Source organism: Stenotrophomonas sp. Ste86 (assembly GCF_024519465.1).
In the GTDB taxonomy this organism is placed as follows: domain Bacteria; phylum Pseudomonadota; class Gammaproteobacteria; order Xanthomonadales; family Xanthomonadaceae; genus Stenotrophomonas.
In genome coordinates, this window is record NZ_JALJRW010000012.1 from 95,793 (window position 1) to 110,772 (window position 14,980).

Genomic DNA, 14,980 nt, shown 5'->3' on the forward strand with positions numbered 1-14,980 from the left:
CGAATTCCCCGTCATTCCACTCCCATGGGTCCGTTTCACTAGAAGCGCTCGCCGGTGGGCCGCTCTGTTTTGCTGGGTGGACTCAGCGCGGCATCAAGCTGCTTCTCTCTCCAGCGCGAGCGCAGAAGGTCTGTCGAATCACGCACGTCCAGCATCAGCGCAAACCCAGCACCGGTATTGCGGCAGAGTGCACGCAACAGCGCGGGGATGGAGTCGCTCTCGTCCTCTTCGCCATTCCGCTCCGGCTCAGGCTCGTCACGCTGCGGGCTTTCGATTCGCGCGCGGGCAGCCTTTGCAGCGGCATTGAATGTTCTAGCCGACTGCAGGAGCCTTCCCCGATCCATGGGAGTGCCGTCCTCACAGTTGACCACCCGTGTGAGCAGGTCCTCAAGGCCAAGAGCCTGGACGCCAGGTGTAAGCATCAGGGCAGCCAGATCGCTGGTCTTCCACTTGTGGGGAAAAGTGGCAACAACATTCGCAGAATATGGATGGAGGATTCTCCACTCGATGAATGTGGATCCCAGCTTATCTGCCGTCGCAATTCCTGGCTCACCAGGAGGGAGTTCGTTGATGAAGAGTCCGCCGGTCACCCAGCCGTCCAGCTGGATGGCCTTTTGGGACTCCAGCTGTCGGTTGAAGCGGGATAGGTGTGGGTGAGGAGGGTAGAGCGTGGCGTCCCAGTTGCGTGGTAAGCCAAATCCGGGTCGCTTCGCTTCAAACGCAACGACCTTGAAGCAATCGAATGCGTGGATCAGCAAAATGCCATCGATTCCATACTTTCGCTCGGCCACGGTGCTGGGTTGGAAGGCAACGTATTGGCTTGACCCGCCAAGCAGCGACCAGAGGTCGCGAGTACGGGCAAGCAGGGTTGCAACGTAGGCACGCTCATCGTCGATGAGTCCCAATGAATGATCTCGCCGTGTAGCAGCATCGGCCAGGCAGGTAAGCTTGGGTACGAGTGGCAGCACGTCGAATTGCTCCAATCTGGAAAGGGGGCTCAGAGAGCCGGTCTTGGCAGTGGATACTCGATCTGCCGACCAACGATTCTCCTGTATATATCCCATCAGCGGAGTCAGAATTCTCTGATTCGCTATCGGGAGATTCCTGACAGCGTGTCGAGCTAAGTAAATGCCACCCTCAAGAATTTCACCCTGTTCGTTTGATCTAACTATTAATCATCGTGGCTGCCTTCTCCTGCTGCCTGCGGCACTCCAGTGCTTCACGCTTCCGAGGCATGAAGGGGGCCGTCCGACCTAGTGAAGAGGCGATTGCTTCCCTGCGTTGGTGCCGCCGAGCGTCCTCTCGGCCATAATCAACTCGTGCGGCCATGACCGGTTGCCTCTCAGGATCGAGACCAGGATGTCCAACCCTCCCTTTTCCAACGCCCAGCCCCTACCGGCTGACCTGCGTACCCGGCTGGAGGACGATCTGCGTTTCCAGCGCGATGCCGGTACCGCGCTGCTGCGCTTCGCCATCGGCGTGGCGCTGGTCATCACCGCATTCGCAGCCTGGTTGGGTATGCATACCAGCGGCGCAGCACCGACGCTGATTCCCACGTTCGTGGCCGCCGCCATCGGGGTGATCGCGATCATCATCGCCGTCGTCCATCGGCGTCTTCGCATGGCATCGCTGCGTGACGTGCTGGCATCGGGCCAGGTCATCGTGGTGGAGGGACGCCTGGATGCGGCGCAGATCCTGCCCGCCTCTGGCGGTCAAGGCCGTGCCTATCTGGTCGATGGCCGATCCTGTTCTGTGGTGGAGGAGTCGCCGGGCAGCGAAGAGTTGCTGGGTTTTGTCGCTCACCAGATCGTCGGCCCCGTCGCTGGCACGCCCATTCGCCTGGTCTTCAACGCGGTCCGCCCTGGACACCTGCTGCAGGTGGAATATCCGACCCTGCACGCGCAGGCCGTCGAGGCCGCACCCATGGTCTCGCGTGACTGGAAGCGCTTGATGGCACGCCCGCGCGCGCTGTTGCAGGCCGCCGCATGGTGGGGCGGTGCGATGGTGCTCGCCTTGGTCGTGCTGGCTTTCCTGCCGGGCGTCAGCCGTGGTTTCAGCGCCTGGCTGGGCATCGGCCTGGTGGTGATGATGCTCTGGGTGCTGCTGCTGTGTCTGCCCGCGCTGCGGATGTGGGGACAGCGCAAGCTGGTGATGCGCGAGACGGTGGCCGGGCCGATCCAGGAAGTGATGCACGCGCGCACGCGGCGTGGCCGGCAGGGCTTGGAGAGCGCGCAGTTCGTGCGCGTGGGCGGTCGCTGGTACCGGCAGTCCACTCCGGTTTCGCAGCCGGAGGTCGTGCCGCCATCGCTCGGTAATGAACTGGCCTTCACCTACGCGACGCTGGGTTCCCGGCGAGTTGCGCTGCAGGCTTCAGTGTCGTCGCACTGATCGGAAGTCACTCAAGGCGAGGGCTGGGGCGAACGCGGTGAGGCGCGCTGGCGCGGCTCGTCAGGCTGGCACGGTGGATGCGCAGCAGCTTGCCACTCTGCCTGCCAGGCAGCCAGCACATCGCCCGCGCTGCCCTGCAGCTCGCAGCGCCTCCCTCAACGCGGCCCGCGATGCCGGATGCACGCCCACGCCATGCAACAGCAACGTACGCGCAAGTCCGCCGCAGGTGATGCGGGGAATCGCCAGTACGACGGGGGCGTTGGCGCGAGGGTATAGCGGGCGAAGGTCCATCCGAGCCGGCTCATTGTGGCGTTGGTGCGGATTGCACTATGGGCAATGTCCGTCTCACAGATTGAGACCGTGCAGGCAACGTAAGGGTCAGATGAAGCGCTCAGACCTGTGCAGGCGATGTCATCGCCGCCGCCGCATTTTTCACAGGATGGGCCATCGCACTTGCCTAGGATCGATCACTCCTTTCCCATCGCTCGAAGGATTCCCCATGGCTGCTTCCCCCGTTCGTCTGCACGTTGAAGATACCGGCGGTACCGGCCGCCCGGTGGTGCTCATCCACGGCTGGCCGTTGTCGGCTGAATCCTGGAAGGCGCAGATCCCGGTGCTGAAGGATGCCGGTTACCGCGTGGTGGCCTACGACCGTCGCGGCTTCGGGCGATCGGACAAGCCGGCCGACGGCTACGAGTACGACACGCTGGCCGATGACCTGGCCGGGGTGCTCAACGACCTCGACCTGAAGGACGCCACGCTGGTCGGGTTCTCGATGGGCGGCGGCGAAGTGGCGCGCTACATCGCCCGCCATGGTGAGCAGCGCCTGCACAGCGTGGTGTTTGCCTCGGCGGTGCCGCCGTACATGCTGCAGACCCCGGACAACCCCGAAGGCCCGCTCACCCAGGCCAAGGTCGATGAGATGCGCCAAGGCCTGGAGCGCGACCGCGACAGTTTCTTTGACGGTTTCACCAAGGACTTCTTCAGCGCCAAGGGCGTGCTGAAGGTCAGCGAGAAGCAGCGGCAGGAGGCCATCGAGCTGTGCAAGCAGTCGGACCAGACCGCCGCGCTGGGCTGCATGAAGGCCTTCGGTACCACCGATTTCCGCGACGACCTCAAGAAGGTAACGGTGCCCACCCTGGTGCTGCACGGTGACAGCGACGGCACGGTGCCGTATGAAGGGTCTGGCAAGCGCACCCACGCGGCCATTGCCGGTAGCGAGGCGGTGGTGCTCAAGGATGCGCCGCATGGCTGCAATGCCAGCCACCCGGAGCAGTTCAATGCGGCGCTGGTCGCCTTCCTGGCGAAGTGAAGCTGCGTTAGCATCCGGCCATGCGCCAGACCCGAACCCCGCCGTGGAAGAAGCCCAATCCCAGCGGCGGGAAATCCTCGCCGTTGTCGCCGGCGCAGAAAGACGCCGCGCGGCAACGCGCCGAGGAAAATGGCCGGGCCTATCCGAACCTGGTCGACAACATGTGGGCGAAGAAGCTGCCGCGCGGTGATTGAGGTCGGGTGGCCAACGCCCTTACCGCTTGACCGCCAGCACCCCGTCCAGCGCCAGCTCCGCCTTGAAACCCGCTTTCTCCAACCGCTTGGCCACTTCCCGCGGCACATCGCGACCGCTGGTGAGCTTGTTGGGTGCGCCGGTGTAATGGAACATGCGCCCGCCGTCGCGGATCACCCGCGCCAGCTGGTCATAGAACACCTGCGAGTACAGTTCACCGGCAATGCCGAAGCGCGGCGGATCATGCAGGATGGCATCGACCGAGCGGGTCTCCAGCGCCTCGATCGCCAGCGAAACATCGCCCTGGGTCAGTGACAGCCGGCCCCCACTGCTGGCGGCGTCCGGGTCTGGCGACCACGGGTTGAGCGTGCGCAGCCACAGCACGTCCGGATTTTTTTCGAACGACTGGATGCGCGCTACGCCGCCTTCCAGGCAGCAGGCGGCGAAGTAGCCGAGCCCGCCGCAGGTATCGAGCACGGTCTTGCCCGATGGCGCGATCAACGCCACCTTGCGCCGCGCATCCTCGAACGGCGACACCTGCGCGCTTGGCAGCATCTTGATGCCATCGATCTCGAAGGTGGGGGCGTCCCAGTCGGTGGGCACCAACTTGATCAGTGCCGAACCGAACCGGGACACCGCCAGGAATTCCTCGCCATCCCAGTAGTACAGGGTGCGGTCGCGGGTCTTGCCGGGGTAGTCGTAGCGCGCGCCCTTCCACAACCAGTGGTCGGCAGCCAGGGTGGCGGTGCCGGTGGAGCGGCCAAGATCGAGCGAGCCGGTCCACTCGCCGGCGCCGGCATCACGGGCGCGGGCGAGGGCTTGGGCGAGCGGAAGGGTCAGCAGGGGACCGGTGTAATGGGGCACGGGAGTCGGGAACACCCCGCCGTGAGGCGGCCGGGTGACAGGGTAGTCAGGGGTGGGCATCGTACCTGACCACGCGGCAATGCCGCCTGACGGCGGTCGGCTGTCATCGGGCACCGCTATAGTGCGTTCTGGCGCCTTGCCGGTTCCTGGCCGTTTCCGCGGTCGGGGCAGGGCAGGCGGTTGCATCGTTTTCCAGGAATGTGAGATGCACCGGACCATGGGAACCATCCGCCGCTGCGTCGGCGCCTTGCCGCGCCACCGCGCCACCGCGCCATCAGAATCAGGCTGGCCCTGGATGCGCTGACCGGGCTCGGCAGCCGCTGGCGCAGCCTGTTGGCCATGACGGCCCTGCTGGCGCTGACCGCCTGCAACGGCTCGCATCCGCCGCCGCAGGGGACCGCGCTGCAGGATGTGCGTGGGATCGAGATCCGTTACACCTACTCCGGATGGGAGCGCGCCGAAGAAGTCCATCGGCTTCGCCCGGGGGAGGGCCGCCGTACCTTCGTGCGGCGCTCGCAGCTGGACATGGGCGGCAACGGTCCGGTGACCACCGACAGCGTCCCGGCGCAGCGCGTGGGGGAGTTGCTGTGGGCACTGTCGGCGCCTGCGTGGACGCGCGAGCGCGCCGTGGAGGAGGTGGCGCGCCGGGTGCGGCCGCGGGATGTGTTGAGGTATGCAGCGACGTCGGCCTCGACCCGGGTGCCGGCCTGCACGACCAGTCAGATACAAGACCAGATGCACCGCCTGCTGGGGGGCGCCCGGCTGCGCGAGGTGCTGGAGGACTACTACACCGGTGGGATCTGGACCGACGATTCTCCGGTGATGCACGTGGTCATCGAGTATGGGAATGCACCGACACGGGTACTCAGTTCGCGCTCGCAGAAGCTGATGATGTTGCCGTGGACCGAGGGGGAATCGTCGGCCGATCCGGGAGCCGCGCCGCAGACCTGGTCGGTGCCGGTAAGCCAGGCGCTTGTACGGTTGCTGCCGGAGGCGTCGAAGGCTGCCGCGCGGTTGGATGCACGCGAGGATATCGGCCTCAAGGGATACATTTCGTCCCAGGTCACAAGGACCTGCGAGGCGCAGTACCGCTGAGCGGTGTGGAGGCACCCTGCGCGCGCTGTTCCGCTCTCCCGACGCGGTGGTGAGCCAACGCCGATGCAGGGGCGCGTAGCAGTCCGATACGCGCTTCAGGCGCGGACCGATCGTGGTCAGAGGCTGGCAATCGCAGACTGCGCCCATGCCCTACGATCACCGCCCCTGGCAGCCCGGCAACGCGTACTTCTTCAGTGCGCACCTGCGTGATCGGCAGAGCCGCCTGCTGATCGAGCAGGCCCAGGGCCTGCGCCTCGCGTTCCGGGTGGCGCAGCTGGCCCGCCCGTTCCGGATCAACGCGATCGTGGTGCTGCCCGACCACCTGCACGGGGTGTGGACGCTGCCGGAGGGTGACGACGACGGTCATCGGCGCTGGACCCAGATCCAGGCGATCTTCGATCGGCAGCTCCCGGGCATGCCCCCGCGCGCGGTGCTGCGCCGCGACCGCACGGCACGTCCGCTATGGCACAGCGGTTTCCGCGAGCACCGCATTCTGGATACGGAGGACTTCGACCGGCACGTGGCCTACGTGCACCAGAATCCGGTCAGGCACGGCCATGTGCGCGAAGCGGCCGAGTGGCCGTACAGCTCCATCCATCGCATCGCCCGTGGGGACGGGCCGTGTTGAAGTACGGTCCCGCGCTGCCCGTCTGCGCGCGTCTGCGGGTGGGGTACTGCAGAGGATGGGTACTGGCGTTGCCGCGCGCGTGCGTCGCACGGCCGGCAGTTCGGGAGAAGGGCGATGGCGGCAGGCACGGGGAGTTGCCCGCCGGCGTTACTGCGTCACTTTCCGGTGGGTCATGGGCACCGGAAGGAACGCACAGCGTCCCCCCGCACTGCCGGAGGAGAGGCTAGTGCGACGTCGTCAATTGCACATCCGCGGCTCGCCGGCTGGACTCAGCCGCAGCGCACTTTGAACACTGGCCCGGCGCCGATCAGCACCAGTGCCATGTAGTCGCTGTCCTTGTCCTTGCCCTTGAGGGTGGCAACTGGATTGAAGTGGAAGATGCCGAACCCGCCGTTCGGGCGCACCAGCGCCTTGTCGATCTGATCGGCGTCATCCTTGAAGAAGCGGGCGATGTCCGCTCGCGAGGACACCTGCAGGACGGTATCGTCGCGTTGCCACTGCTCGTCGCGGTTGAACGCCACGTAGTACTGGCCCTGCTGCTGCTCGATGCGGAACTCCGCCGGCTTGCGTGGATGGGTGGCATAGCACCCCAGCATGGGATCGGAGGAGAACGTGCCGGCGCCGGTGTCGGCGTTCCGGCAGGCGCTGAGCAACAGGGGTGACAGCAGTAGCAGGCGGGTGACGACGCGCATGGCGGGTCCTCCTGGTAGCGGGTATTGCCGCATTGTGGCGTAGCGAGCGGGAGGGACCGTGCACGGCGGGCGATGGTGTACGGTTGGGTGAACCGGGGAGGCTGACATGCAGGACAACACACCATTGGATACCGCGCCGCCGCACGTTGTGTCGTCGCCACGGGCAACGATGGTGCAACGCTGGCCTTGGCTGGGCGTATGCAGCTTCCTTGGGCTCCCGTTGGGTGGCCTGGCCGGCTATCTCGTGCGGCTGGCGACCGATAGCCCCACGGTCGGCGTGGGCACGAGCGGGGCGACGGCGATCGGCGTGCTGGGTGCTGCCGCCATCGGGCTGATCGCTACCGTCGGCTCGCGGGTTCGGCAGGAACGCTGGCCTTGGCTGGGTGTCGTCGGCACCGTGCTCAGTGCCGCGCCGCTGGCGTTGTTCATCGTGGCGATGGTGTTCCATCGGTGAGAGGGTAAGCGGTAGGTAAAGGATCACCCATTACCGTTTCCACCCGATGTACCTCCACCGTGATGTGCACCAGCTCCTCGTGGAGGGACAAGGCTTCACGAAGCGTATCGGCCGTCACCTCGGTGTCGCTCACCACGCTGGCCACGACCGCGTACTTGCCGCGACCGACCTGCCAAACGTGCAGGTCCGCAAGGTGCGCTGCCCACGGGCCTTGCTCGATCACCTCACGCACTTCGGCCACGACCGGGGCGTCCATCTGCGCATCCAGCAGCACCCGGCCGGTGTCGCGCAGCAGGCCCGCCGCCCACACGGTGACCAGTACCGCGCCGACCAGGCCCATCACCGGGTCCAGCCAGGCCGCGCCCCAGAACTTGCCACCCACCAGCGCAGCGATGGCGAGCACCGAGGTGGCTGCGTCGGCGATCACGTGGAGGTAGGCCGAGCGAAGGTTCAGATCCTGCGCGACGAGGCCGTGGGCGTGTGCATCGTCAGCGTCATGGTGCTGACGATGCTGATCGGCGTGGGTTGAGTCGTGGTCCCGCGCACCGCCTTGACCGTGCCAATGTCCGTGACCGTGCTGGTGCCCATGGTGGTGCCCGTGATCGTGCCCGTGGCTGTCATGCAACCACCACGCGCACAGCAGGTTGACGCCCAATCCCACCACGGCGATGGCGATGGCCTGGTCGTAGTGGATGGCACTGGGCGAGAACAGCCGCTGCGCCGATTGCACCGCCATCAGCAACGCGACGCCCAGCAGCGCGATCGCGCTGGTGTAGCCACCGAGGATTTCGATCTTCCACGTGCCGAACGCAAAGCGGCCGTCGTGCGCGTAGCGCCGGGCACAGGCATAGGCGAACACGGCCATTCCCAAGGCAAGTGCGTGCGAGCTCATGTGCCAGCCGTCGGCCAGCACCGCCATGGAGTTGAACCACCAGCCGCCGAGGATCTCCACCACCATCATCGCTGCGGTCAGCCACAGGGCGCGCCGGGTGTTGCGCTCGGCCAGCGGGTTGCCGTCGTCGAAACGGTGGCTGTGGCGGCGGGCGTCGGCGGCGGCGGCGAGGAGGGACATGGGGCGGGCCCGATGGGAATATACCCCCATAGGGTATATTCTCCTGTCCCATGTCGCACGTCCAACACCAACGAAACGCGCTGCTGGCCCGGGTCCGGCGTATGGCCGGCCAGGTGGCCGCACTGGAAACCTCCCTGCAATCGACCGAGGCCGACTGCACCGATGTGCTGATGCAGGCTTCGGCGGTGCGGGGTGCCGCGCACGGCCTGCTGATGGCGCTGTTGGACGAACATCTGCAGGCGCACGTGGTCAGCCCCAGTGATCCGGCCGAGCGCGCGGCCGAGGCGCAGGTGCTGGTGAAGCTATTGCGCGCCTACGGGAAGTAGGCGCAACGGTCGCCTGCGTGGCTACGGCAGGGTCCGTGGCCTGAGCCCCTCAGTGCCTGTGCCGACGCCAGGCATTCCACACATGGGTGGCGGCAAGCAGCAGGCTGCCGGCGACGGTCATTGGCGTTTCGGTGTCGTGGCTGGGCCACTCGGCGGCGCCGGCCAGCAATAGCAGCAACCCCAATGCAGCGCTGGCCAGGGCCGCAGCAGGCAGGCGCTGCTGGCGGTCGGCGCGCCACAGGGCGAAGCCGGTCAGCGGCGCGGCGATGGCCACGAACAGCACGTGGACCCATTCGGCCTGGGCCCAGACGCCAAACAGCGGCAGGGCAGCGGCCAGCACCGGCAGGGCCAGGCAATGCAGCAGGCACAGGCTGGACAAGGCGATGGCACCGGCATCGAGCAGGGTGGAAGCACGTTTCATGTGGGTGGGGGACCGGATCTGTGAATGTTATATAGTAACATTTCAATCCCCGCCCGAACCTGTCCCGCCATGACCGCCATTGCTGCTCCTCTCGACGCCCGCCTGCCGGTGACCGTGTTGTCCGGCTTCCTTGGCGCCGGCAAGACCACCCTGCTCAACCAACTGCTGCACAACCGCGAGGGGCGCCGCGTGGCGGTGATCGTCAATGACATGAGCGAGATCAACATCGACGCACAGCTGGTGCGCGATGGCGGCGCCACGCTGAGCCGCACCGAGGAGACGCTGGTGGAGTTCAGCAATGGCTGCATCTGCTGCACGCTGCGCGACGATCTTCTGCAGGAGGTGAAGCGGCTGGCCGCCGAGGGGCGCTATGACTACCTGCTGATCGAGTCCACCGGGATCGCCGAGCCGATGCCGGTGGCGGCGACGTTCTCGGTACGCGACGCGGACGGGTTCTGCCTCAATGACATCGCACGCCTGGATACGATGGTGACGGTGGTGGACGGGGCGAATTTCCTGGATGACTTCAGTTCGACCGATCGGCTGGTCGATCGCGGGCAGCAGGCCGGACAGGACGATGCGCGTGGGGTGGTGAACCTGCTCGCCGAACAGACCGAGTTCGCCGATGTGATCGTGGTCAGCAAGTGCGATGTGGTCGACGATGACGCGCTGCAGTCGACGCTGGCGGTGCTGCGCGCGATGAATCGCGAGGCGCGGCTGGTACTTTCCGAGCAGGGCAACGTGCCGCTGCATGAGGTGCTGGACACGCGCCGCTTCGATTTCGTCAAGGCGCAGCTGGCCCCGGGCTGGATGCAGGCGCTGCGTGGTGTGCACACGCCGGAGACCGAGCAATACGGCATCAGCAGCTTCGTCTATCGGGCCCGGAGGCCGCTCCACCCGCAGCGGTTCGCGCGGCTGTTGGAACAGGGGCTGGGTGGGGTGATCCGCAGCAAGGGGTTCTTCTGGCTGGCCAACCGCATGGACCGGGTGGGCGAGCTGTCCAGCGTGGGCGCGGCCACGCGGACCGAGGCGGCCGGCTTCTGGTACGCCGCCCGCGAGCGGGTGGCGGCCGGGATGGAAGACAGCACACCGTTGCTGCCGCCGCCGCAGGTGCCATACACCGATGTCGGTTGGGTGCGTCAGCAGGCGTCCTGCTGGACCGCACCGATGCCGGGCGTGGACGAAGTAGGTGATGCCGGTGAGTACCAGGCGATGCGGCGGATGTGGCACCCCTGGTGGGGCGATCGCCGCCAGGAGCTGGCGGTGATCGGGGTGGAAATGGATGAGCGCGCGCTGCGTGCGCAATTCGATGCCTGCCTGCTGACCGACGCGGAGATGCACGCCGGCCCGATGCTGTGGCAGCTGCTGCCCGATGCCTTCCCGGCGTGGTCGCGGGGATGAGGCGATGCAGCCATGCGTCGCCTAACACGCCGTGATCTCCCAACCTCCGTCGGCTGCGTCCAGGTGATGGGTCACGCCGACGGCCTGCAGGAGCGCCGCGTCGTGGGACACGATCATCAGCGTGCCCTTGTACTGGTTGAGCATCTGCTCCAATGCGGCCAGCGAGGGCAGGTCGAGGTGGTTGCCCGGCTCATCCAGCAGCAGCAACTGCGGCGGCGTGCGCGCGTACAGTACGGCGGCGAGTGCGGCTTTCAGGCGCTCGCCACCGCTGAGTGTGCACAGCGGGCGCAAGCTGCGCGTGGCATCCAGGCCCAGCAGGGCCAGCTGGGTGCGCAGGGTGGCTTCGCTGGCGTCGGGATGCGCGTCCTGCAGCAATGACAGGGCCGTGGCCTGCATTGGCAACCCGGAAAGCGACTGGTCGAGCAGCGCTACGCGGGCAGCCACCCTGCACTCGCCCGCCAGCGCCCGGATTTGCCCGGCAAGCAGCCGCAGCAGCGTCGACTTGCCGCTCCCGTTAGGCCCACGCACGCCGATGCGCTGGCCGCGCTGCACGCACGCGGTAATGCGTTGCCATGGGGACGCCGCCCACGGCAACTGCACATCGATCAGTTCGGCGACACGCTGCGGACCGGGCTCGGGAAGCGTGGGTGCCAGCAACGCGATCTCCACGACGTCCTCCACCTGTGCGGCAGCCTCGCGCACGCGGGCGTCCATGTCGGCGCCGCGCTCCAACTGCCGGGCCTGCCAGCGCCCGGCGCTGTTCTCGCTGCGGCTCTTCATCCCGCCGAGCAGGATCGGCGCCTGGTTGGCGCTGCGTGCCTCGCGTTGCGCGCGCGACTGGCGATGCTCCAGGCGCTCGCGCTGTTGGCGCAGCTCGCCCTGCTGCTGGCGGCGTTCGCGCTTGCGCAGGGCCAGCAGGTCTTCGGCAGCAGCGCGCGCATGCTGCTTCTGTTCGGCATACAGAGCGTAGTTGCCGCCGTAGCTGTGCAGCCCGCCTGGGGTGAGTTCGACGATGCGCTGCATGGCCTGCAGCACGGTGCGGTCGTGGCTGATCACGATCAGGCCACCGCGCCAGCCGGCGAGGGCATCGAGCAGGCGCGTGCGGTGGGCGCTGTCGAGGTGGTTGCTGGGCTCGTCCAGGATCAGGCCGTCCGCGTCGGACAGCAGCGCACCGGCCAGCGCCACCTGCATGGCCTGGCCGCCGCTGAGCGTGGCCGCCGGCCGATCCGGATCCAGTGCAGGCAGCCCGAGTTGCCGCCACTGCGCCTGCAGTTGCTCGCGGATGTTCCAGCGTTCGCCGACGCTGGCGAAGTCGGCCGGCGCGATGCTGCCCGCTTCGATCCGGGTCAGCGCCGCAAGCAACGGCGCGACGCCGGCCAGCTCGGCGATGCTGCCGGCAGGCGCGCCGCTGTGCTGGGTCAGCAGATGGACCTTGCCGGTGCGCTGGATCTGCCCGCTGGTGGGCGCGCGCTGCCCGGCCAACAGACTGGCGAGCACGCTTTTGCCGACACCGTTGCGCCCGACCAGGCCGGTCGGGGTGGTGTCGAGGTGCGTGCTGATATCGGAAAACAGGACCCGGCCGTCGGGCAGGGTGTACGTCACGCTGTCGAGCGTGAGAGCGAATGCGGTCATGCGACCTCCATGGATGCCGTTGAATCCCTCACGCGCGCGGCGGGAAGGTCAGTGGCCGTCAGCAGACGGCGGGGCATCAATGGCGCATGCGGGCATACCTCATTACACAGGCGACTGGCTGTCGCGCGGCCAGTATAGAGTTGCGCGCCGCGCAGGCGATGAATATCCGCTGTTCAGCAGCTCACGCCGGTGAGCCGGGCACTGACGAAATCGATGAACACCCGTAGCTTCGGCAGCACGTGGCGTCCCGATGGCCACAGCAGGTGGAAGGTGCCGCAGGCGTGGATCTGTTCGGGCAGCACTCGGAGCAGTCGCCCGTCGGCCAGCGCGTCGCGCACCGAATGCTCGGGGATGTAGCCGATGCCGCGGCCGGCCAGGGCAAAGGCCAGCCTGGCCTCGATGGTGTTGGAGACCATCGCTACCGGCAGCTCCAGCGCGGGCGCACCGGGTTCACGCGGCAGCGGCCACGGTTCCAGTTTGCCGCTGGTGGGAAAGCGGTAGTGCAGGCAGTCGTGCTGCAGCAGGTCTGACGGCGTCTGCGGGACGCCGCGACGCGCCAGGTAATCCGGCGAGGCGACCAGATAACGCGGGAAAACGCCGAGCCGCCGCGCGCTGAGCCGCGAGTCGGAAGGCTCGCCGACCCGCAGCACGGCGTCGAACCCCTCTTCGATCACATCGACCATGCGGTCGTCGAAATCCAGCTCCAGGCGGATGCCCGGATAGGCGGCCATGAAATCGGACAGGATCGGCAGCGACAGGTCACCGACCAGCGGCAGGCTCAATCGCAGCGTGCCGCAAGGAGCGGCCGCCTGCTGGGCCAGTTCGGTCCGGCCGGCGTCGAGCTCTTCGAGGATGCGCCGGCAGCGCAGCAGGAAGCGCTCGCCTTCGGCGGTGAGGGTCACGCTGCGCGTGCTGCGGTGGAACAGGCGGACGCCCAGCGCCTGCTCCAGCCGGGTGACGGTCTTGCCCGTGGCCGAGGCGGACACACCGAGCAGGCGCCCGGTCTCGACAAAGCTGCGGGTGTCGGCCACGTGCACGAAGGTCTGCAGGTTGCCCAGGTTTTCCAGCGCGGACATGGCCGTACCAAGGGGGGAAAGACGCCACTCTAGCGGCACCGGGGGGCTTGGCGGCCGTGCCGGTGGGACGCAGTGGTGCATCGGGGCGCGCTGCGGCCGGATCTCTTGGTGGTACGGGGATTTCCATGATTGCGGAATGCTGCGTCCGGAATGTATGGAGCGCCGCCTGGGTGTTTGCCTGGGCAGTGAAGGCCGACGATGGCGCTCCCCTCCTGCTGGACCGTCCCCCATGTCCTCCGTCCTGGACCTCCCTGCCGTTGCCGTTGCCGATCCGCGCCTGGCGTCGGTCGATGCCGTGCTGTCTGCCGCCCATGCCCGCCAACAGATCGTGGGCGCGATGGTGCTGGTGCGCCAGCACGGCCAGCTCGTCCACGCCAGCGCCAGCGGCTGGGCCGATCGCGAGCAGCAACGGCCGATGTCGCGTGATGCGCTGTTCCGGCTGGCCTCGGTCAGCAAGCCGATGGTGACCGCTGCGGCGATGCGGCTGGTGGCGCAGGGCCTGCTGTCGCTGGACGCACCGATCACCGAGTGGCTGCCCGACTTCCGCCCGGCGCTGGCCGACGGCCGCCGCCCGGACATCACCCTGCGCCACCTGCTCAGCCACAGCGCCGGGTTGGGTTATCGCTTCCTGGATGCCGACGCCGACGGCCCGCATGCACGGGCGGGCGTCAGCGACGGCATGGATGACAGCCCGATCAGCCTGCGCGAAAACCTGCGGCGGATCGCACAGGTGCCGCTGCTGTTCGCGCCGGGTACGGCGTGGCGTTACTCGTTGGGCGTGGACGTGGCTGGCGCGCTGCTGGAGGCGGCCACCGGCGTGCCGCTGGCGCAGGTGGTGCGCGAGCAGGTGAGCCTGCCGTTGGGGATGCAGGACACCGGCTTCCATGCCGACAGCCCGGCGCGGTTGGCCACGCCTTATGTCACCGACACGCCGCAGCCGCACCGGCTGGCCGAGGGCGAGGTGGTGGCGCCGTTCGAGGGCACCGTCGGCATCTGTTACAGCCTGGCCCGTGCAAGCGATCCGGCGGCGTTCGCCTCGGCGGGCGGCGGCATGGTCGGTACGGCCGACGATGTCATGCGCCTGCTCGAAGCGCTGCGTGGGGAATCGCGCCGCGACTGGTTGCCGGCCACGGCCGTGGCGGCGATGGCGCGCGCGCAGGTGGGCGAACAGGGCCCGCCGGATGCGCCGGGCTGGGGCTTTGGACTCGGCTTTGCGGTGCTGGACGATGCCGGCCCGACGGCCACGCCACAGGCACCCGGCAGCTGGCGCTGGGGTGGCGCATACGGACACAGCTGGTTCGTGGATCCGGCGCGCGGGCTGAGCGTGGTCGCCCTGACCAATACCCTGTACGAAGGCATGCACGGCGCGTTCGTCGAGCAACTGCGCGATGCGGTATACGCCGCGGTGGAGGCGTCGGCATGAGCGG

The 14,980-nt window shown here is 67.5% G+C and carries 16 protein-coding genes; 9 read left to right on the forward strand and 7 right to left on the reverse strand.

Annotated elements, in window-relative coordinates:
- Positions 1–38: 38 nt before the first annotated feature.
- Entirely contained in the window at positions 39–968 is a 930-nt protein-coding gene (locus NR101_RS12355; protein WP_256775099.1) for a hypothetical protein, read from the reverse strand.
- Positions 969–1,284: 316 nt separating this feature from the next.
- On the opposite strand from NR101_RS12355, the gene NR101_RS12360 reads away from it, so the two are divergent.
- The 3 genes from NR101_RS12360 to NR101_RS12370 all read left to right on the forward strand — a co-directional run bounded on the left by NR101_RS12360 (position 1,285) and on the right by NR101_RS12370 (position 3,894).
- A complete protein-coding gene (locus tag NR101_RS12360; protein WP_256775100.1) occupies positions 1,285–2,388 on the forward strand; it encodes a hypothetical protein in 1,104 nt (367 codons plus the stop codon).
- Between the two features lie 499 nt (positions 2,389–2,887).
- Positions 2,888–3,700, forward strand: a complete 813-nt coding sequence (locus tag NR101_RS12365) for an alpha/beta hydrolase (protein WP_256775101.1) — start codon at positions 2,888–2,890, stop codon at positions 3,698–3,700.
- A gap of 20 nt (positions 3,701–3,720) precedes the next feature.
- A complete protein-coding gene (locus NR101_RS12370; RefSeq protein WP_256775102.1) occupies positions 3,721–3,894 on the forward strand; it encodes a hypothetical protein in 174 nt (57 codons plus the stop codon).
- A 19-nt stretch (positions 3,895–3,913) separates the two neighbouring features.
- On the opposite strand, the gene NR101_RS12375 is transcribed toward NR101_RS12370, so the two are convergent.
- Positions 3,914–4,816 (reverse strand): MnmC family methyltransferase, encoded by a 903-nt coding sequence (locus NR101_RS12375; protein WP_256775103.1) that lies wholly within the window; start codon positions 4,814–4,816, stop codon positions 3,914–3,916.
- Between the two features lie 279 nt (positions 4,817–5,095).
- Between NR101_RS12375 and NR101_RS12380 the strand changes: the two genes are divergently transcribed.
- A complete protein-coding gene (locus NR101_RS12380; protein ID WP_256775104.1) occupies positions 5,096–5,851 on the forward strand; it encodes a hypothetical protein in 756 nt (251 codons plus the stop codon).
- A gap of 145 nt (positions 5,852–5,996) precedes the next feature.
- The gene (locus tag NR101_RS12385; protein WP_256775105.1) at positions 5,997–6,479 is read left to right on the forward strand and encodes a transposase; all 483 of its coding nucleotides are present in this window, start codon (positions 5,997–5,999) and stop codon (positions 6,477–6,479) included.
- A 269-nt stretch (positions 6,480–6,748) separates the two neighbouring features.
- Here the strand turns inward: NR101_RS12385 and NR101_RS12390 are convergent, their stop codons facing one another.
- The gene (locus tag NR101_RS12390) at positions 6,749–7,171 is read right to left on the reverse strand and encodes a hypothetical protein (RefSeq protein ID WP_256775106.1); all 423 of its coding nucleotides are present in this window, start codon (positions 7,169–7,171) and stop codon (positions 6,749–6,751) included.
- A 106-nt stretch (positions 7,172–7,277) separates the two neighbouring features.
- Between NR101_RS12390 and NR101_RS12395 the strand changes: the two genes are divergently transcribed.
- On the forward strand, positions 7,278–7,625 hold the full coding sequence (locus tag NR101_RS12395; RefSeq protein ID WP_256775107.1) for a hypothetical protein: 348 nt from the start codon (positions 7,278–7,280) through the stop codon (positions 7,623–7,625).
- On the opposite strand, the gene dmeF is transcribed toward NR101_RS12395, so the two are convergent.
- Positions 7,597–8,697 carry a CDF family Co(II)/Ni(II) efflux transporter DmeF gene (gene dmeF, locus NR101_RS12400; RefSeq protein WP_256775108.1) on the reverse strand — a complete coding sequence of 367 codons (1,101 nt, stop codon included), beginning with the start codon at positions 8,695–8,697 and terminating at the stop codon, positions 7,597–7,599. The two genes, NR101_RS12395 and dmeF, sit on opposite strands and share 29 nt — an antisense overlap.
- A 50-nt stretch (positions 8,698–8,747) precedes the next feature.
- Between dmeF and NR101_RS12405 the strand changes: the two genes are divergently transcribed.
- Positions 8,748–9,023 carry a metal/formaldehyde-sensitive transcriptional repressor gene (locus NR101_RS12405; protein ID WP_256775109.1) on the forward strand — a complete coding sequence of 92 codons (276 nt, stop codon included), beginning with the start codon at positions 8,748–8,750 and terminating at the stop codon, positions 9,021–9,023.
- Between the two features lie 49 nt (positions 9,024–9,072).
- Here NR101_RS12405 and NR101_RS12410 read toward each other — a convergent pair whose 3' ends face one another.
- Complete coding sequence (locus tag NR101_RS12410) at positions 9,073–9,444, reverse strand: MerC domain-containing protein (protein ID WP_256775110.1); 372 nt, start codon at positions 9,442–9,444, stop codon at positions 9,073–9,075.
- 69 nt (positions 9,445–9,513) lie between these two features.
- Here NR101_RS12410 and NR101_RS12415 point away from each other — a divergent pair, with 69 nt between their 5' ends.
- Positions 9,514–10,845 carry a GTP-binding protein gene (locus NR101_RS12415; protein WP_256775111.1) on the forward strand — a complete coding sequence of 444 codons (1,332 nt, stop codon included), beginning with the start codon at positions 9,514–9,516 and terminating at the stop codon, positions 10,843–10,845.
- Positions 10,846–10,866: 21 nt separating this feature from the next.
- Here NR101_RS12415 and NR101_RS12420 read toward each other — a convergent pair whose 3' ends face one another.
- Both NR101_RS12420 and NR101_RS12425 read right to left on the reverse strand, forming a co-directional pair.
- Positions 10,867–12,477 carry an ABC-F family ATP-binding cassette domain-containing protein gene (locus tag NR101_RS12420; protein ID WP_256775112.1) on the reverse strand — a complete coding sequence of 537 codons (1,611 nt, stop codon included), beginning with the start codon at positions 12,475–12,477 and terminating at the stop codon, positions 10,867–10,869.
- Positions 12,478–12,650: 173 nt separating this feature from the next.
- Entirely contained in the window at positions 12,651–13,553 is a 903-nt protein-coding gene (locus NR101_RS12425) for a LysR family transcriptional regulator (protein WP_256775113.1), read from the reverse strand.
- A gap of 229 nt (positions 13,554–13,782) precedes the next feature.
- Between NR101_RS12425 and NR101_RS12430 the strand changes: the two genes are divergently transcribed.
- Positions 13,783–14,976, forward strand: a complete 1,194-nt coding sequence (locus tag NR101_RS12430) for a serine hydrolase domain-containing protein (RefSeq protein WP_256775114.1) — start codon at positions 13,783–13,785, stop codon at positions 14,974–14,976.
- Positions 14,977–14,980 lie beyond the last annotated feature (4 nt).